This window comes from Hyphomonas sp. ske169, assembly GCF_056850855.1.
The window spans coordinates 2,666,622-2,685,518 of sequence record NZ_CP096146.1; the positions used below are offsets into that span (position 1 = coordinate 2,666,622).

Annotated in this window: 11 protein-coding genes, 3 tRNA genes and 3 rRNA genes; 12 read left to right on the top strand and 5 right to left on the bottom strand. The window is 52.5% G+C overall.

Going from position 1 to position 18,897, the window contains the following annotated elements:
* Window positions 1-193 precede the first annotated feature (193 nt).
* The 8 genes from MY069_RS12920 to MY069_RS12955 all read left to right on the top strand — a co-directional run bounded on the left by MY069_RS12920 (window position 194) and on the right by MY069_RS12955 (window position 8,223).
* Window positions 194-610, top strand: coding sequence for a CBS domain-containing protein (locus MY069_RS12920; protein WP_482794199.1), 417 nt, complete (start codon window positions 194-196; stop codon window positions 608-610).
* Between the two features lie 724 nt (window positions 611-1,334).
* Window positions 1,335-2,785 (top strand): 16S ribosomal RNA (locus MY069_RS12925).
* 187 nt (window positions 2,786-2,972) lie between these two features.
* A tRNA-Ile gene (locus tag MY069_RS12930) sits at window positions 2,973-3,049 on the top strand.
* 8 nt (window positions 3,050-3,057) lie between these two features.
* Window positions 3,058-3,133: transfer RNA gene (locus MY069_RS12935), tRNA-Ala, on the top strand.
* 282 nt (window positions 3,134-3,415) lie between these two features.
* A 23S ribosomal RNA gene (locus MY069_RS12940) occupies window positions 3,416-6,190 on the top strand.
* A 122-nt stretch (window positions 6,191-6,312) separates the two neighbouring features.
* Window positions 6,313-6,427 (top strand): 5S ribosomal RNA (rrf, locus tag MY069_RS12945).
* Together the 16S, 23S and 5S rRNA genes with 3 tRNA genes alongside form the textbook arrangement of a ribosomal RNA operon.
* Before the next feature lie 147 nt (window positions 6,428-6,574).
* Window positions 6,575-6,651: transfer RNA gene (locus MY069_RS12950), tRNA-Met, on the top strand.
* A 576-nt stretch (window positions 6,652-7,227) separates the two neighbouring features.
* The gene (locus MY069_RS12955; protein WP_482794200.1) at window positions 7,228-8,223 is read left to right on the top strand and encodes a helix-turn-helix transcriptional regulator; all 996 of its coding nucleotides are present in this window, start codon (window positions 7,228-7,230) and stop codon (window positions 8,221-8,223) included.
* Window positions 8,224-8,242: 19 nt separating this feature from the next.
* Here the strand turns inward: MY069_RS12955 and MY069_RS12960 are convergent, their stop codons facing one another.
* Together MY069_RS12960 and MY069_RS12965 are read right to left on the bottom strand one after the other, a co-directional pair.
* Window positions 8,243-9,190, bottom strand: a complete 948-nt coding sequence (locus tag MY069_RS12960; RefSeq protein ID WP_482794201.1) for a hypothetical protein — start codon at window positions 9,188-9,190, stop codon at window positions 8,243-8,245.
* A 3-nt stretch (window positions 9,191-9,193) separates the two neighbouring features.
* Complete coding sequence (locus MY069_RS12965; protein WP_482794202.1) at window positions 9,194-9,895, bottom strand: sulfotransferase family protein; 702 nt, start codon at window positions 9,893-9,895, stop codon at window positions 9,194-9,196.
* A 25-nt stretch (window positions 9,896-9,920) separates the two neighbouring features.
* On the opposite strand from MY069_RS12965, the gene MY069_RS12970 reads away from it, so the two are divergent.
* The 4 genes from MY069_RS12970 (at window position 9,921) to MY069_RS12985 (ending at window position 15,726) form a co-directional block, all read left to right on the top strand.
* On the top strand, window positions 9,921-10,715 hold the full coding sequence (locus MY069_RS12970; RefSeq protein ID WP_482794203.1) for a class I SAM-dependent methyltransferase: 795 nt from the start codon (window positions 9,921-9,923) through the stop codon (window positions 10,713-10,715).
* Window positions 10,716-11,138: 423 nt separating this feature from the next.
* A complete protein-coding gene (locus MY069_RS12975; protein ID WP_482794204.1) occupies window positions 11,139-12,683 on the top strand; it encodes a hypothetical protein in 1,545 nt (514 codons plus the stop codon).
* 187 nt (window positions 12,684-12,870) lie between these two features.
* The gene (locus tag MY069_RS12980; RefSeq protein ID WP_482794205.1) at window positions 12,871-14,508 is read left to right on the top strand and encodes a GspE/PulE family protein; all 1,638 of its coding nucleotides are present in this window, start codon (window positions 12,871-12,873) and stop codon (window positions 14,506-14,508) included.
* Between the two features lie 18 nt (window positions 14,509-14,526).
* Window positions 14,527-15,726, top strand: coding sequence for a type II secretion system F family protein (locus MY069_RS12985; RefSeq protein ID WP_482794206.1), 1,200 nt, complete (start codon window positions 14,527-14,529; stop codon window positions 15,724-15,726).
* A gap of 22 nt (window positions 15,727-15,748) precedes the next feature.
* On the opposite strand, the gene MY069_RS12990 is transcribed toward MY069_RS12985, so the two are convergent.
* The 3 genes from MY069_RS12990 to MY069_RS13000 all read right to left on the bottom strand — a co-directional run bounded on the left by MY069_RS12990 (window position 15,749) and on the right by MY069_RS13000 (window position 18,895).
* Window positions 15,749-16,105, bottom strand: coding sequence for a type IV pilus modification PilV family protein (locus MY069_RS12990; RefSeq protein WP_482794207.1), 357 nt, complete (start codon window positions 16,103-16,105; stop codon window positions 15,749-15,751).
* 58 nt (window positions 16,106-16,163) lie between these two features.
* Window positions 16,164-18,095, bottom strand: a complete 1,932-nt coding sequence (locus tag MY069_RS12995) for a type II secretion system protein D (protein WP_482794208.1) — start codon at window positions 18,093-18,095, stop codon at window positions 16,164-16,166.
* Window positions 18,096-18,394: 299 nt separating this feature from the next.
* Window positions 18,395-18,895, bottom strand: a complete 501-nt coding sequence (locus MY069_RS13000; RefSeq protein WP_482794209.1) for a hypothetical protein — start codon at window positions 18,893-18,895, stop codon at window positions 18,395-18,397.
* Between the last annotated feature and the right edge of the window lie 2 nt (window positions 18,896-18,897).

Genomic DNA, 18,897 nt, shown 5'->3' on the forward strand with positions numbered 1-18,897 from the left:
CGGTCATGCCAATATTGGGGTATTCTGTTGCGCTATTCGCGCGTCAGGCGAAGTGTATTGCGGGCGATTCTCCCCGATTTGGGGCATTTGACCGGCTCAATGTATCGGTTTGAAACAAAACGCCGGATATTTTCGCGAACCGTGGAAGCTGTGCTATAGCCTTTATATATAATCACACACAGGGAGGTGGCGCATGCTGATCGATACGATTCTCAAGGATAAAGGAAATTCGGTTCAAACGATTTCCGATAAAGCGACATTGGCCGAGGCGGCGAATCTGCTCGACCAAAAGAGAATCGGTGCGATCGTGGCGGTAGATGATGCGGGTGATTTGAGCGGCGTGCTCTCTGAGCGCGATATTGTGCGCCGGTTTGCGCGCAATGGCGAAAAGACCGTATCGATGACGGTTTCCCAAGCGATGACCCGTGGTGTGATTACGGCCTCACCCGCAGAAGACGTTGATACATGTCTGGGGCGGATGACGGACAGACGGATTCGCCACTTGCCAGTCGTGGATGAGGGCGTTCTGAAAGGGATTATCTCGATCGGTGACCTGGTGAAGTATAAGATCGATGCCGTACTGGCGGAAGCAGAGGCCATGGAGGCCTAGATTCGCAGTGGCTAAAGGCCCTGCGAACAGGGTGTCTAAAAGGTTAATGCACGATCTGCAGAAATGTGCGTAACAGGCGAATTTTTTGCTTGCCAAAACCCCCGAACAGATTCTATATGGGGGCTTGCTTCGTGAATGCCTCAAATCTGTGGGGCCGGTTAAACGGCTCAACGGCTTTGCGTCGCCAAAATTAGAGAAAGTTGCGTTTGCAACCTTTTCTGCAGTTTTGGTGAAATACGGTGTTGACGGGGTGAGGTCAGGTCTGTAGAGACCGCGCTTCACGGAAATGCCTCTCTTATTCGGGGCCGGTCAAACGGCTCAGAGAGATTTTTCGGCTCAAAATCAGGGTTTTTCAGTCCGCTGAAATTGCTCTGCAGAAAGTCGAAAAAAGGGTGTTGACGCAAAATTCGGTGGCTGTATAAGCCGCCACTTCCGGTCGACGGGGCGCCATGCTCCAGACGCCAAATCGGGCTCCGGCCCAGCTGTTTGACATCGCAGGAATTAGGAAGAGAAACGCAGGCGGCATAGGCGACTTGCGGTCCTTTTAGGACCACATATGACTATGACGATTTGCGTTTCAAAAAAGAAATACCTTCACAAAAAATATCGGCTTCGGTCGATAGTGATTTGTGCAAGGGTTTCTCGTCAAAACGTAAACAAGCTTTATAGCTAGGCGTCGCTCCATTTTCCTGGAGCATATGACGCATCGTCAGAAGTCAATTCTCAACCTGAGAGTTTGATTCTGGCTCAGAACGAACGCTGGCGGCAGGCTTAACACATGCAAGTCGAACGATATAGTGGCAGACGGGTGAGTAACGCGTGGAAACGTGCCTTTCACTACGGAATAGCTTTTGGAAACGAAAGGTAATACCGTATACGCCCTCCGGGGGAAAGATTTATCGGTGAAAGATCGGTCCGCGTTAGATTAGCTAGTTGGTGAGGTAACGGCTCACCAAGGCTACGATCTATAGCTGGTCTGAGAGGATGATCAGCCACACTGGGACTGAGACACGGCCCAGACTCCTACGGGAGGCAGCAGTGGGGAATATTGCACAATGGGCGCAAGCCTGATGCAGCCATGCCGCGTGAATGATGAAGGCCTTAGGGTTGTAAAATTCTTTCGCTAGGGATGATAATGACAGTACCTAGTAAAGAAGCCCCGGCTAACTTCGTGCCAGCAGCCGCGGTAATACGAAGGGGGCTAGCGTTGTTCGGAATTACTGGGCGTAAAGCGCACGTAGGCGGACTTTTAAGTCAGATGTGAAATCCCAAGGCTCAACCTTGGAACTGCATTTGAAACTGGGAGTCTAGAGATCAGGAGAGGTCAGCGGAATACCGAGTGTAGAGGTGAAATTCGTAGATATTCGGTGGAACACCAGTGGCGAAGGCGGCTGACTGGACTGATACTGACGCTGAGGTGCGAAAGTGTGGGGAGCAAACAGGATTAGATACCCTGGTAGTCCACACCGTAAACGATGAGTGCTAGTTGTCTGCAGGCATGCCTGTAGGTGACGCAGCTAACGCATTAAGCACTCCGCCTGGGGAGTACGGCCGCAAGGTTAAAACTCAAAGAAATTGACGGGGGCCCGCACAAGCGGTGGAGCATGTGGTTTAATTCGAAGCAACGCGCAGAACCTTACCTACGCTTGACATGCCTGGACGACTCCGAGAGATCGGTTTCTCCCTTCGGGGCCAGTGCACAGGTGCTGCATGGCTGTCGTCAGCTCGTGTCGTGAGATGTTGGGTTAAGTCCCGCAACGAGCGCAACCCTCATCCTTAGTTGCCATCACGTTTGGGTGGGCACTCTAGGGAAACTGCCGGTGCTAAGCCGGAGGAAGGCGGGGATGACGTCAAGTCCTCATGGCCCTTACGCGTAGGGCTACACACGTGCTACAATGGCAGTGACAATGGGATAATCCCCAAAAGCTGTCTCAGTTCGGATTGTCGGCTGCAACTCGCCGGCATGAAGTTGGAATCGCTAGTAATCGTGGATCAGCATGCCACGGTGAATACGTTCCCGGGCCTTGTACACACCGCCCGTCACACCATGGGAGTTGGATCTACCCGAAGATTGTGAGCTAACTTCGGAGGCAGCAAGCCACGGTAGGTTCAGCGACTGGGGTGAAGTCGTAACAAGGTAGCCGTAGGGGAACCTGCGGCTGGATCACCTCCTTTCTAAGGATGTTTGTCATTTAGGCTCACGCCTTATGGCAACGTTCAAAGACAATCGTTGGCCCGAGCAATCGGTGACCAACAAAAACTATGCGGTTGTTTGTGCCGTCTTCGTTTCTCTTCCTTCATTTGCTGTTCCTCGCCGCTTGGCAGGGACATAGCCTGGTGCTACCGGGCAACCTAGTAATTGGGGCCGGTAGCTCAGGCGGTTAGAGCGCACGCCTGATAAGCGTGAGGTCGGAGGTTCAAGTCCTCCTCGGCCCACCACCCTTTTCGGGGCCTTAGCTCAGCTGGGAGAGCGCCTGATTTGCATTCAGGAGGTCAGCGGTTCGATCCCGCTAGGCTCCACCATTTCCTTGGTGGTTGGTTAGCGTCAAACCGCATAGCAAATGAAGAAAGTGTCTAAGTTTCCGGAGCTTGTCTCCGGGATGTTTGTAATCGTAAGGGAAGATTAATCCGCCTCGCTGTCATCGACAGCAAGCTCCTCACTAACCGGATGGAGTAACGAGGTGAGCCTGTCATAAAGGGTTAGTCTGTTAAAGAAACCAACAAAGTCTGATCGAAACCCATATGTATAGGGTTCGCGCCGTCTCGTACGGGGCGTTCACCTCTGCACATGAGTTTCAAAAATGAGATCAAGCGTCAAAAGGGCATCCGGGGGATGTCTTGGCGGTAAGAGGCGATGAAGGACGTGGCACTCTGCGATAAGCACGGGGGAGGCGAGAGCACCCTTTGATCCCGTGATTTCCGAATGGGGAAACCCATCTCCGAGATGTTTGACTATAATCCAACTCCGGTTGGGTGCTGGTCATACATTTCAATAGAGAGATATAATACACTGAATACATAGGTGTTATTAAGCGAACCCGGGGAATTGAAACATCTAAGTACCCGGAGGAAAGGACATCAATTGAGACTCCCTTAGTAGCGGCGAGCGAACGGGGACCAGGCCTGGTCTGAAATAAAGCAAAGCATCTGGAAAGTTGCGCCATAGTGGGTGATAGCCCCGTAGCTGTAAAATGAAGACCTTTTCGAGTAGGGCGGGACACGTGAAATCCTGTCTGAACATGGGGGGACCACCCTCCAAGCCTAAGTACTCCTTACCGACCGATAGTGAACTAGTACCGTGAGGGAAAGATGAAAAGTACCCCGATGAGGGGAGTGAAACAGTACCTGAAACCGGATGCTTACAAGCTGAGGGAGCTCTTCGGAGTGACCTCGTACCTTTTGTATAATGGGTCAACGACTTAGTGTTGCATGCAAGCTTAAACCGTTAGGTGTAGGCGTAGCGAAAGCGAGTCTGAATAGGGCGACTGAGTATGTAGCATTAGACCCGAAGGCAAGTGATCTAGGTATGGGCAGGGTGAAGGTGCAGTAACATGCACTGGAGGCCCGAACCGTTGCACGTTGAAAAGTGCTCGGATGACCTGTGCCTAGGGGTGAAAGGCCAATCAAACTTGCTGATAGCTGGTTCTCCGCGAAATCTATTTAGGTAGAGCGTCGATCGAATACTCTCGGGGGTAGAGCACTGACTGGGCTAGGGGTCCTCACCGGATTACCAAACCTTATCAAACTCCGAATACCGAGAAGTACTAATCGGCAGACACACGGCGGGTGCTAACGTCCGTCGTGGAGAGGGAAACAACCCTGACCACCAATTAAGGTCCCCAAATAATGGCTAAGTGTGAAAGGATGTGGGATTGCTTTGACAATGAGGAGGTTGGCTTAGAAGCAGCCATCCTTTAAAGAAAGCGTAACAGCTCACTCATCAAGCGATCCTGCGCCGAAAATGTAACGGGGCTAAAGCCATTTACCGAAATTGTGGGCTCGTAAGAGCGGTAGCGGAGCGTTCCGTAAGCCTGCGAAGGTGTGCTGTGAGGCATGCTGGAGGTATCGGAAGTGAGAATGTTGACATGAGTAGCGACAAAGCGGGTGAGAGACCCGCTCGCCGAAAATCCAAGGGTTCCTGCGTAAAGCTAATCTGCGCAGGGTTAGCCGGCCCCTAAGGCGAGGCCGAAAGGCGTAGCCGATGGGAACCACGTTAATATTCGTGGGCCTGGGAGTGTGTGACGGATTTCGAAAGTTGTCATCCCTTATCGGATTGGGGTGGCAGCCTGGAAGTCCCAGGAAATAGCCCTCCCGTATAGACCGTACCCTAAACCGACACAGGTGGATAGGTAGAGAATACCAAGGCGCTTGAGAGAACGATGCTGAAGGAACTCGGCAAATTACCTCCGTAACTTCGGGAGAAGGAGGCCTCACTCTAGGCAACTAGAACTGAGGGGCACAGACCAGGGGGTTGCGACTGTTTATCAAAAACACAGGGCTCTGCGAAGCCGCAAGGCGACGTATAGGGTCTGACGCCTGCCCGGTGCCGGAAGGTTAAAAGGAGATGTGAGAGCGTCGAATTGAAGCCCCGGTGAACGGCGGCCGTAACTATAACGGTCCTAAGGTAGCGAAATTCCTTGTCGGGTAAGTTCCGACCTGCACGAATGGCGTAACGACTTCCCCACTGTCTCCAGCATCGACTCAGCGAAATTGAAGTCCCCGTGAAGATGCGGGGTACCCGCGGTCAGACGGAAAGACCCCGTGAACCTTTACTGCAGCTTGGCTGTGGCACCGGAAATAATATGTGTAGGATAGGTGGGAGGCTTTGAAGCAGCGGCGCCAGTCGTTGTGGAGCCATCCTTGAAATACCACCCTTATTCTTTTCGTTGTCTAACCGCGTCCCTGGATGGGACCGGGACCCAGCCTGGCGGGCAGTTTGACTGGGGCGGTCGCCTCCTAAAGAGTAACGGAGGCGCGCGATGGTAAGCTCAAGCCGGTCGGACATCGGCTGTTGAGTGCAATGGCATAAGCTTGCCTGACTGTGAGGTCGACGGACCGAGCAGAGACGAAAGTCGGTCATAGTGATCCGGTGGTCCCGAGTGGAAGGGCCATCGCTCAACGGATAAAAGGTACTCCGGGGATAACAGGCTGATGATGCCCAAGAGTCCATATCGACGGCATCGTTTGGCACCTCGATGTCGGCTCATCACATCCTGGGGCTGAAGCAGGTCCCAAGGGTTCGGCTGTTCGCCGATTAAAGTGGTACGTGAGCTGGGTTCAGAACGTCGTGAGACAGTTTGGTCCCTATCTGCCGTGGGTGTTGGAAACTTGAGAGGATCTGTCCTTAGTACGAGAGGACCGGGATGGACATACCTCTGGTGGACCTGTTGTGGCGCCAGCCGCATTGCAGGGTAGCTATGTATGGACGGGATAACCGCTGAATGCATCTAAGCGGGAAACCCACCTCAAAACCAGGTTTCCCTTGAGAGCCGTTCTAGACTAGGACGTCGATAGGCCAGGTGTGGAAGCGCTGCGAGGCGTGGAGCTTACTGGTACTAATTGCTCGATTGGCTTGATCTTTAGAAACTCGTGTGTGGTGGTGAACGCCTCATGCGGACTAAGATCAGAAACATCCCAGAACATTAAATTAAATATCTGCGGTTTTTTACTTATTGGTTTCTTACATTGCTAGCTTTTGCCGACCCGGTGGTTATGGCAGGGGTTCCCCACCCGATCCCATCCCGAACTCGGCCGTTAAGTCCCCTAGCGCTGATGGTACTGCGTCTTAAGGCGCGGGAGAGTAAGTCGCTGCCGGGTCAGCTAAAGCTGGTGATGAAAAACAGACATCTTCCCTTATAGATTGCTCGACTGGTTCGGGCCCACCAGCTGCTTGGTGGACAAATCGAACCGGCCTTGTGCCGGTTTTTTCGTTTCTGGTAACCTCATAGGAGGGAGCCACTCTGACGCGGGATGGAGCAGCCCGGTAGCTCGTCAGGCTCATAACCTGAAGGTCGTAGGTTCAAATCCTACTCCCGCACCCAAATAAACCCCTGAAAAACTTCGGTTTTTCGGGGGTTTTTCTGTTTGGGGTTTTGATTTTTTGTAGTCGGAAAGGGTGGGAGCAGACATTAGACGACAGCGCCCCTGTTACCGCTCCGCCAGCGCAAGCTGGTACCCATGGCGGCTGGCTTAGGTTTTTGAGACTGGGCCCAGCCGTCGTGAATCCTGACTTTCGTCAGGAAAGCGGTGCGCGCACGGATCTTTCCGTAGGAGGCCCTCGTCCTTCGACTTCGCTGAGAATGAGGCTTAAAGAGAACCCCGCCTATCCCGGGCTTGACTCGGGATCTCCAGCGCCGGTCACGGATCTATCGCACGAGGTCCCAGATCAAGGCCGGGACAGTCGAGTTGGCGTGCATGCCCCTTTTACGTCGAGAGCGGGCATGTTCTCAGAGATCTATTTTTTCCCCAAGTAAGTCTCGGAAAATACTCGGTTTTTTAGTGGCTGTCCTTTGTCTGGTGTTTGGGATGCGCTGGGTGCAGGTTTTGGCGTTCTAGCGTCCGAACACGCGGAATTTTCTCGCCTATCCGCCGCTCGCGAAAAACGTTATCATATATCAATGACCGAGCTACCGAAACTCGGATTCGATCCTGCTGAGCATAGTTCAGACGACCGGCCGGAGGCTTGGGCGCGGTATATGAGCTATATGCACAAAGTGCAGCCGCTTCTCGTTCCGGAGCGGCCATTCGCGGCGCATGCGCAAAGCTGGGTGATTGAGCGACTGGTGTTCTCGCACGTCTTCTTCGATCCGCAGACCATGTGCTGCAAGCCGGGATCATCGACGGTTAAAGGCGCGCCGGATATTCTGTTTGGCTGGATTTATCGGCGTGGCGGAGCCCAGATTTGGCATGAGGGCGAGATGTTTGACATTGGTGACAATGTGTTTTGCCTGTTCGACTATTCGCGAGAGCTCTATTCGATCGCAGCGCAATCTGAAGTCTATAGCATCATGGTGCCGCATCGCCGGGTCGGATATGATCCATTGCGGCATCCAGCCCGTCTCATCTTGGACCTCGAATCGGCGGATGGCGCTTTAGTGGCGGGGGAGCTTGAGCGCGTTATTCGCGACGCTGACCAGATGACCCGTAAAGACGTGCCGCAAGAAGCCGACCGGTTTTCGGCCTTGTTAGCGACGCTACTAAACCGAAACGTGCGGCAGGCGGGTGAGGATCAGGCGCTAAAGCCGAAACTTCTGGAATATGTCGACGCGCACATATTCGACCAAGAGCTGTCCTTGACGGCTTTGATGGATGTGTTCGACGCGCCGCGCGGACAAATCTATGCCGCTTTAGATGTTGCTGGAAAATTGGATGACTATATCGCGCGTCGGCGGCTCGATTATGCGCTGCGCAGCCTGGCGTTCGGTGAGGCCAATCCGAAGCGGACTAAAGATGTCGCCGCCTATTGCGGATACACTTCCTTGGACGCGTTTGAGGCGGCCTTCTCTAGCCAATTCGGCTTACCGCCCAAAATCGCCCTCGGCGCCATCGCCCGCCCTGACCTCCGCCCAGAATTAGCCGAACCTGCAGACCTTTGGGAAACGTGGTGGGTGTGAGACGACTGGGCGAGCGCCGCTATCTGCGCGAGAGAATGTAATCCCACCAATAGTCTAACCCGAGGCGTTTATGCATGGCCCGTCTAAGCGCGGCTTGATCGAACAGAGGCGAAAATTCCTGGTGCCAGCGCTGCAGTAGCGCGGGCGTGAGCGCATCAGCGGTCCAGTCCTCTACGAAAGCCACGGGGAGACGCTGATAGGCTTTGTCCAGAGCGCTTCTTTTGATGATTGGGACTGCACCATGTAAAAGCGAGAGCCACGCCTTTGGCGAGGGGTCTAAGCCGCCGCCTTCGACACATAAGACGAAAGCATGTTGTTCGATTTGGTCTATGAAGGCCCGCTCGGAGACGTTTTCTTCAAGGCGCGTGCACCAATCGCTCCAATCATGGGCTGCAAGATCGGCGACCTTCCGCCGAGCCTCCCATTGGACGCCAGGGCGCACGCGGTGACCACACAGCGCTTTCAGCGGCCGGGCGGAAAGCGGCGGCGGTGTTGGGATCGCGACCATCTCACGAATATGCGGGTCTTCATTGAACACCATGCCCAAGGGCAGCGGGTGGAGTTTTGGATGGCTGGCGCTGTCCAGGTTCTCCGCCACCCAAGCGGTGAGCAAGGGATGGTTTATGATTGCCGCGACATCGACGCGATCCTGCTGCTCGAATGGCGCCATACGGGCATCGGTTTGGTTCGGGATGGTCGTGTCTTCAGAACCGCTAACGAGAATGAATGGGCCTGTGATTTGCGGCAGCACCGTTTCGACGAAGAATCGCAGGGCCACCCGTTGCCAACGAAAGGACAGGAACACGGTTTTTGGCGTTGTGCCGCCGCGCTGCTTGATGAGATGCGTCTGCGGAGCGGCCTTGTCTGACAATACGACCCAATCGCAACGCGCCGCGATCCCCGTCAGGCGGTATTGGTCCGCGCCGAGATCTTTGGGAAAAAGCCGGGTCGAGTGGATCCTGAGCATGACTTACAAGGCTGCTGCCTGCAGCGCTTGGTAAAGCTCAATCGCGCGCGGCGTGAGGGCCATATCCGGCCGGTCTTGATGTTTCATCCCAGCCTCAAAGAAAGTCTGTTCAGGCGCGTTATCGCCCAATCCTAAGGCGTCGATCATAGACTTGAAGCTTCGCTCCATGGTGGCTTGGTCGCCCACGAATTCGATCACCGGGATCTTATGGGCGTGGTGGAAGTCGAGCAGCCTCTGATTATAGGCGCACCAAATCTCTAGACATTTTTCCAGAGCAAACCCATTGCGCGTATGGATCGACATCGCAACTTCTGCGGGGTGACGGAAGATCCCAGCGCCCGCGAGATTTGGCAAAACCTCATACCACCCTTCGAGCGTCAACAGCGTGCGCGGGTCCTTAAAGGCCCACAGGGGCTGGCTCGATCGCGACTCAATAAACAGATCGCGCACCGCCTTATGCAAAGGCTGCCATTTGATTTCGTCGGGTGGGCTATGCCAAGCCCCGCCATTCTTCGCCATCAGGTCTTCTTGCATATACAGGATCGAGGGCGCTTCTTGCAGACCTTTTGGGTTATACTGGATGCCCTGATCGAGCACCTCGCCAAAATAAACGCCATGCGCACGCAAAGTCCCAGCCAGCGCGCTGGTGCCGCTGCGATGCATGCCAAGAATGATGATGGCGCGACCATGGCGTGAGGAATTCATTCGGAGTCTGCCCATAACGCGTAAGATGGGCTTCGCTATCCCGGCCGCTTTTGAATGTCTATCCAAAATGAGCAATCTATTCTTGTCGAAGCCCCCAGGCTTCCGTTACGATCGCGGTCTCGACTATTTAAATCCTCTCAAGAAGGGCTCATCATCCATGAGTAAGTACTACGACGCCGAACGGATCAAAGAGCTCGTCGCTTCTGATCGACATAGGGTTGTGATTGGGGGGCTATGGGAAGAACTCGGAACACTCCAACTAAACTGCCTGCAACATCTGGGTATGAAACCGTCAAGCTCGGTTTTGGATGTTGGCTGCGGGTCTCTGCGACTGGGGGCGAAGCTCGTCGACTTTCTAGATCCTGGACAATACTATGGCACAGATCTCAATCTGCCATTGCTTGATGCCGGATACGAGCGCGAATTGTCGGAGCAATTGAGAACCAAACTACCAAGAGAAAATTTGATTGAGCACGATGCGACCCAAGCTTTGCCGATTGAAATGTCGTTCGACTTCATAGTTGCCTTTTCGCTTTTCACTCATTTGCATCCAGATCAATGTTTGTCTGTCTTGCGGTCGATCTCTCAGTGTATGCATCCGCAATCCACCGTCATGGCGACCTTCTTTGTAACAGATCACAATCCGCACCTGCCATCAGAACAGTCCGCCGGTATTACCACTTATCCGGACAGAGACCCGTTTCATCTCAGTCAAGAGCAGATCACCTCATTGGGGGGGAAGGTTGGTTTGGTGCTCCGACCTATTGATGGCTTTAGTCATCCGCGCAACCAGCGCCTCTTTAAAATAAAGCAAAATTAGGATCGAATTGCATCCTTTCAAGCCGTCCGAATCACCACTGAATGTTGATGGAGCGTTCGCTCGCTATTGTTGTAACACGGCGAGAAACCAGACACTTATGATTAATTTCACGCGCAAAATCGCTTTTTGCAGCTCATGATTTTGAAACGCTTTGGCGTGGTTCAACTGCAACAAGTTGAATTGGTTAATAAAGCCCTCAAGAAATCCCCTAAGTGATTGTTTATTATGGTAATATCCAGATTTTTGGTCGTGGCAAATTCGCAATACCTGTCCTAAAAAGTTGCGGCCGTTTAATAATCAATCTCCAACCTGTTGACATCGCGGTCGCAGTGTTCTTTAGCAGTGGGTGCGGGCGTTTGCCCCGCGGTCTTTATCAGCGCGCAGTGCTGTGGGAGAGCGTAAAACTGAACGGAGAATTTACGTATGAGTATGAATAAACTTTTGGTCTCAGCTGCGTCGGCAGCTCTGATTGCGGGGAGCGCTGCAGCTCTGGAAGTTACACAAGGGGATGCAGATACACTTGCTGGCCTCACAGGCACTCAGATTGAGTCAGCCATTATTGTTGCGGAAGAAGCAAGCTTCGCAGCGACTGGTTCTGATGTTGGTATTTTTGAGCTTCGTGTTGATGCGACTGGTACATTTGCGGCGAGCGAAAACTATTTCGTGGACGTGACGGTATCTGGCGGAACTTTTTCTGCAGATCTGACCGGTGCTGAGGTAACTGACGGCGACGGCGGTTCAGGTATCACTGTTTCAGGTTCTTCTGTTCAAATCGCTGGTCAGGCGCAAACCGGCCAAGAAGGCGAGAATGCGGTCCGTTTCTTGGTTTCTAACGACAACGTCGTTGGTGACAATTTTGGTCTCGAACTGCCAATCATGTACAGCGGTTGCCCATCTGAGCTGAACTTCACAGTGTCTATTGAGACCACTGGCGGCGTTACTTTCGAAGAAGGTACTGTCTCGCTGGATGACGCGGCTATCACGTGTGGTAACGCATACATGGGCTCAATCGCAACAGACGTCCTCGCGGGTGCGAACGATTCATTCCTCGACTCAATCGAGTTCGAAGCGTTTGAAGCTGGTGTGACAACTTCTGCGACAGATGCAGGCGCTGACGGCACAACGACGGCAGGTCCAGCTGATACGGCTACAACTGCGACACTCGGTGTGTTGACCGTTGAGTTTAACCCAGGTGGTCTGACCCTACCGGGCGGCGCTTTTGTTACAGAATTGAACGATGGTGCAAATGCTCTGTCGACGATCACTGGTACAGCTACCGACGTGACTTCAGCGACATTTGACGTGAACGTTTCTGATCCAACCGGTCTAGACTCTGCAAACACTGAAGAAGGTGCTGACACCGATGCGTTCAGCGCAGGTGGAGCGGCATCTCTGACTGTGGCTGCAAACGTTGCAATGGCAGTGAATGATCTCATCGAGAACATTACAGTGTCAGTTCTGACCGGTGCTTCTTCAGCGCAAGTTCCTCAGCAAGACGTGACCACAAGCATGGGTCTTCTGAACTTTGCTGATGCAACACTCGTTGATGACGAGCCAATTGCAGACGCAACACTTGATGACCTGAACTATGAAGGTGAAACATGTGAAACCTTCGATTGGGTCGGTGACGCAACCAAGCCAACTGCCAACATTTGGCGCGTAACAGGTGCGGGTTCTGCGACTTCAGACGTGATTGTAACACTGTCTAACTCTTCTAACGGAGCTTCGTTCGACGGGTCTTACACCATGCAGTCTTATGACTTCAGCCAGCCTGAGGTTGTCATCACGAACGCTCATATCGGCGCAGCTGCTGGCGAATTTGGTCGAGCAGACATTCTGTTCAACTTCATCGGCGCAACAACCGCTCTTGATTGTGACCGTCTGATGAACTCTGATGCTGCGAACATCATCACAGCATTCGGCAACAACAACTCTACTGCTGGTGCATCTGTGGACGGTGACGACTAAGTCGGAAACTGTCTGAGACAGACACAAAATCTAAGAGGGCGCACGCTGTGCGCCCTCTTTTTTTTACCTGAGATTTGTTTAGGATCGACGCTATCAATACGAGGTCAATCGCGTGCAAAACGACATCGCATTTTCTACCAGTATATCAGGCACATTAGTCGAATGTGGATTGCTCTCGGAGACGCAGTTGGCGGAGGTCCAACGCTTTCAAACCAATATTGGTGGGAGTCTTCGCCAGGCGGTTATGAAGCTCGGGCTGCTGCGAGAGCAAGATCTATTAGATGTTTATCAACGGGTCCTATCGATCGAGTGTATCGAAACCTCTGCCACCCCAATTCCATCGCTCGATGATATCAAAAGGGGGATGCTTGCTCTAGATGTGAGCGACGGCTGGCTCAGTGCGCTTGATCTGGTGATCTGGATCGATGGAGATGATGCCGAAACACTGAATTTCATTCAGCGGGATCCGTTAGATACAAGCGGTGAAGAAAACATCCAGAAGTTTTGGAACGGAACCCTAAGACAGTTTCTCGCGACCAATCGCACGCTGGATGCTTTGTTTGCTCAATTGAGTGCAGATGCGGGCGCCCGGAACCTGCAGCAAGAGACCAGCACCGATGTCGCGCGGCTAAGGGAACTCGCGGAAGAAGCACCGGTCATCGATTTTGTGAACGGTTTGCTTTCCGACGCAGTCGATTTGCGCGCATCAGACGTGCATATTGAGCCCTCGGAAATCGATTTCATTACTCGCTTTCGAGTCGATGGCGTTCTCGCGCATCAAAGAATCAATCCAAGAGCACTTTTCGACTCCGTCGTCACGCGCATTAAAATTCTGTCGAACATGGATATTTCGGAGCGGCGCTTGCCGCAGGATGGACGACAGACGATTAGGGTGGCTGGTGAAGAAGTGGACCTGCGAGTTTCGTCCATTCCATCCACTTATGGCGAGAGTGTTGTACTCCGTCTTTTGCGTAAACAATCGTCACTGCCTGACCTGGAGGGGTTAGGAATTGGCGCAAAGCTGTTGAGCGAACTTGAGTCGCTTGTAAGATTGCCGAATGGAATTTTCCTCGTAACTGGTCCGACCGGGTCCGGTAAATCGACCACGCTCTATCGCGTGTTGGAGCTGCTCAATAATGGTGAAAACAAGATCATCACTATTGAGGATCCGGTTGAATATGAGATGGAGAATATCGGACAGATCCAAGTGCATTCAGAGATCGGCCTAACGTTTGCCGGCGGATTGCGGGCGATGCTTCGCCATGACCCGGATGTCATAATGGTTGGGGAAATTCGGGATCCAGAGACAGCTGAAGTCTCTGTTCAAGCTGCACTGACGGGCCATATGGTGTTTTCAACCTTGCACACCAACACAGCAGCGGGCGCAATTGAGCGCCTGCAAGACTTGGGAACAGAGCCGTTTTTGATCAAAGCCTCGCTGCGCGGGGTGCTCGGGCAGCGATTATTGCGTCGTTTGTGTGGTCATTGCTCGGTCCCCCAAGCCAATGGTGAAATGGTCTCCCACGCGATATCGCGATTGCACGCGGATGGCGTTTCGGCGGAGCAACGAAATTACCGGAAAGCCGTTGGATGCGAACACTGCGGGCACAGTGGATACAGCGGACGGGTGGGTGTGTTCGAGTTGTTGAACGCTCATTCGATGGTCAATAAGTTTCCGGAAAAATCACTGTCCGAGATCATGGACGAAAAAGCGCTACGATCAAATGGCTATGTGAGCATGGTCACGGATGGGATAGAGAAGTCGTCGCGTGGACTGACGTCGCTTGAAGAAATTGAGCGCGTTTTCGGACGCTGGTATAGTTGATGTCGCTGAAGAAGTTCTATGTCCATATTCAAATATAAAGGTGTCGCGTCTGACGGAACTCAGGTCTCGGGAAAAATCGAGGCCGTAGAGGAGCGAGAAGCGCTTCGGCTGCTTCAATCCCGCCAGATTCGTGCGTTTGAGGTCTCTAAGGTCAGAGACGCGAAATCAGACCTGAAATCAGGCAAGCCGTCGAGCAATGACTACTACCAGTTGCTTAAGCAGTTTTCGGTTCTGGTCGATGCTGAAGTCTCCGTCTTGGAAGGACTCCAGAGCCTCAAAGGGGCGACCAAGCACAAGCATATCTCAGATCAGCTTGATTCTGTTTCACAGAAATTGAGGGCTGGTATCACCTTGGGAGATGCGATGGCAACCGAGATGCCGGAATTTCCGCCTCTCGTTTTCAACCTGGTTAAACTGGGAGAAAAAACAGGACGTCTGGGGAGTGTGATGTCGCTCTTGGCCGATCAGCTCTCTCTACAGGAAAAAATGAAGAAAGAGCTCAGAGACGCATTGACCTATCCAACTTTCCTTTTGATCGTTGGAGTGATTGCCGTCGTCTTCATGTTTTACGTTGTTGTCCCGCGTTTCTCTTCAATGATTGGGGACTCACGCGAGAGTTTACCTATGATCGCTGACGTCGTGTTTTCGATCAGCGAATTTATGGTCGGCAACTCTTTATTGCTGTTCGGAGTATTGGGGGGCGTTGCGGCCATTGTTCTGATGGCTTGGCGGTCAAGCTCGGTTCGGAGCGTATTCCTGCGGCTTGGATATCGAGTCCCGGTGCTCGGACCGCTAATGCATACCGCAGATATGTCGAATTGGACCCGAACAATTGGCATTTCGGTGGATGCCAGATCCCATCTCTTGGACGCCGTGCACTTAGCCAATCAATCCGTACGGGATCCGGCTATGAAATCTGAATTTCAAAGCGTAACCCGTGATTTGCGCTCGGGATTGGCTTTGGACGAGGCGTTGAAGAAAGTCGAAGGGATCGACTCGCTTGTCCTTAGCCTCGTTTCTACCGGCGTTAAGTCGGGTCGCCTTGCAGAAATGCTCTTGATTGCGACAAACACGCTGGATGAAGAAGTGAATTCCAAGTCCAGTCGATTAGGAAAGCTGGCCGAGCCGATTGCCATCCTGGTGATTTCGCTAATCGTTGGCACCGTGGTCATCGCCTTGGTCACGTCGATGACAAGCCTGTACGACGTATCCCTTTAAGTTTGGCGTTTGTGTCAGTAGATTATCGCCAGCCGGTCGAGTGAAGGTAGCGTGTGGACAGCAAGCGTTGCTCATGAGTCAGCTCCACCTGAACACGATATAGACCGATCCGACGTTGGTTTAATATGATTTCAGCGTCAGGTGCCATGAGCTCAGAGGTCCATTTGAGCGATCCATCTCCAAATGAATATTCTCCGGTCGGGCGAACCGCAAAGTTGACAGACTTTAGATAGGTGAGGGCTTGTTGTTCAAGTCTGGCGGTCGTCTCGGCTTCGTTAACAATTACCGACCCACGTTGAGCGTTCATTTGCACTTGAGCGATCGGTAGCAAGGCAATCGAGAACAGTAGCAAAGCCGCAATGACTTCAATCGTGCTCATCCCATATTGATCTCGTTGAGACGTAGAAAGCTTGAGCACGCCGAGACAACAAGGGGTCTTAAAAGTCGTCTTTTGCCTGTACTTTGCCATGGATTATGGTCTCGTCACTTTGAAGAGAGTTTTCGGGTAATTCCCGTGGTTCCGGCGTCACGTGCATGGGAGCTGGTGGTTTTGTGAATGTCTTGGAACCAGCGAACGATTTCAAATACGCGTCATTCACTCGGTCCGATAATGCATTGACTGCGTTTGCTCGGTCCTCTCTCGAGTTGAGAATGTACGGTGTGATCATCACCATCAGAACTGTTTGAGAATTGTTGAGCGTTTCCGTACTGAAGGCTCGCCCCAAGCCAGGAATATCTTTCAAGAGTGGCACACCGCTAATGCCCCGGCTATATCTGTTCTCAATCAACCCACCCAAAATTGCCGACTGACCATCCTGCAAAGTTAGCTCCGTTTGGAGGCTTCTGTTCGATATCAACGGAGAGGGTATTGACTGGTTTTCATTGTCTTCGGCCGAGGAGACTTCCTGACTGATTGTTAGATCGATCCGATCCTCCGATAGGACCAAAGGCGTGATATCGAGTAAGATACCGGTTTCGCGATATTGAACCGTTTGTAGAATATCCGTGGAGCCTTGCGACTGTGAGTCGCCGGCCGATTGCGAAACAATGAGCGGCACGTCGGTACCCACTTGAATGCTTGCACTTGAGCCGGATTTCGTAACGATTCTCGGTGTAGAGAGGACATTCACATCATTGTTAGACGCAAAGGCGCTGAAGTCTAAGATGTAGTCGCCACTGCGAGCGCGACCGGAGAATCCGCCGGAGGCAAGACCTAATCCCCCAAGCGTTCCCGCATTGACGGCGAAGCCGCGCGAACCGATTTGATTGAAAATAAACTCAACACCCGACCGGGTTTGGTCTGTAAGTGTCACCTCAGCGATGGTGACCTCGATCAGAACTTCGGACGCTGGAACATCAATTCGGTTTAAGAGCCTAATCGTATCGGCGTATTCATCATTCGTCGCTTGAAATATGATCCGATTGCCTTGCAAATCGACGACATAGTTTCCGGTGTTCGCGATATTATTCGGACCACCGCTCGCTTGTGTTGGAGCCTCCAATCCCGCTGCGAGTTGTGCAGGATCGCTACTCGCTTGACCCAATTTTGCGACACTGTCTAAGACCCCGACAAGATCTTCCGCTTTATAGTGTTTTGCCTTGTATACTCGTGTGGTCCGCAGATCGTCCGGGGACGCATCGGAGTCCAGCATTCGGATCGTATCGATAGCGAGTTCCAGGAAATCAGGCCGGCGCGCAAAAATATAGACTTGCTGCGTGTAATCCAGAGTCTTGAGGTTTACCGATGCGGTGACCCCGCGCTGGCTGGATACCGATAAGCCATTTAAAATTAGCAATTCTTCTAGAGCTTTGCCTAATTCTTCAGCGCTCCAGTTTCGCGCCGTGTAAACCGCGTAATCGGTATCTGCATAATCTAGCTCATCCATTTCCTCGATGATCTTGAGTGCTTCAGACGTCTGCTGTGGTAGCCCTGCAATCGTTAGCGAATTGGAGGCCCTGTTCACGCGAACTGTCAGGTCGTTGGAGTCTGGAAAAGCGTCCTTGAGGATTTGTGCCATATCGTTCAGATCGCGGGCATAAATTTCCACGTACTGAACGATCGGTTGCAATCCTGCTGGGACTGAGCTTCTGGCGCGCGATGGGATAAACCGAGGGGAGGAGTCACGAAGATCTTCATCCGCAAAAATCTTGACCTCATCCTCTTCAACCGCAACACTAATTGCATGCAGGCTTAGTGTGTTGACGGCAGTATCGTAGAGATCGCGCGGTGACATTTCCGAAGGGGTGCGTAGGTTTACAATACCGGGATTGCTATCGACGCCAGGACCCAATGTGTAACCTGTTCCAAGAATATCGCCGAACACAACATCGATGAATTCCGGAATTGATTGGCTAGCGCTTAGCGCCATTTGAAGATCACCGGTTGGGAGAGGCGGATAGCTTTGTGTGGATACTCTCTCGACGGGTTGACGTGTCCCGATTCTTGGAACTGTACCGAATCTTAGTTCTTCGCCCGCTGTGTTTTCTTCAGAAACACCCAGTTCTGCAGACTGTACGGCACTTGGATTTGCCGTGCTGGCCACGTTTACTTGCGTTTGGGGGCGCACCTGAGGAATCTCCGAGGCTTCAAGACCGTCAGAATTGCTACTCGTCGCGCAGGCGCTGAGCGTTAGTGCGAACAAACTCACATATGCGTAGTGGGACCGTTTCATAGTTGCGAATCTTCCGAGTTTGCATCCGGTAAGCGGTCGAAAATATAGATTCGACGCGATTCCGTTTCGTTAGTGAGTTGAACCGAAGCAGGGCCGATATCAGAAACGACCCAGCCATGGATATCGTCATTTTCTTCGACAATAATTCGCTGCTCGCCAGTGCCGAAATATGCGGCCCACCGCCCATTCAAAGAACGCGTTAGCCTCAGCGTAGGCACGGCGGCAGCTTCAGCGCCAGCAATATCGATTGCCTGGGTGACGCTTGGGTCGTCGACGACAACGGGTACGTAGAAACCCGATCGAGTGAGTTTTTGCATGGCATCATTGAGATCAGAACCTCTATTGAGCTCAACTCGATCCGCGATATTCGTTACCGACGTTCCGGCAAGCGCTTCCGAATTTATAGGACGCGCAGCATGAAGTAGAACCCAAGCAGATAGGGCTAGGATCCCTAACCATACTTGCTTTGTATGTAATGCGGTCAACAGCGAATACATAA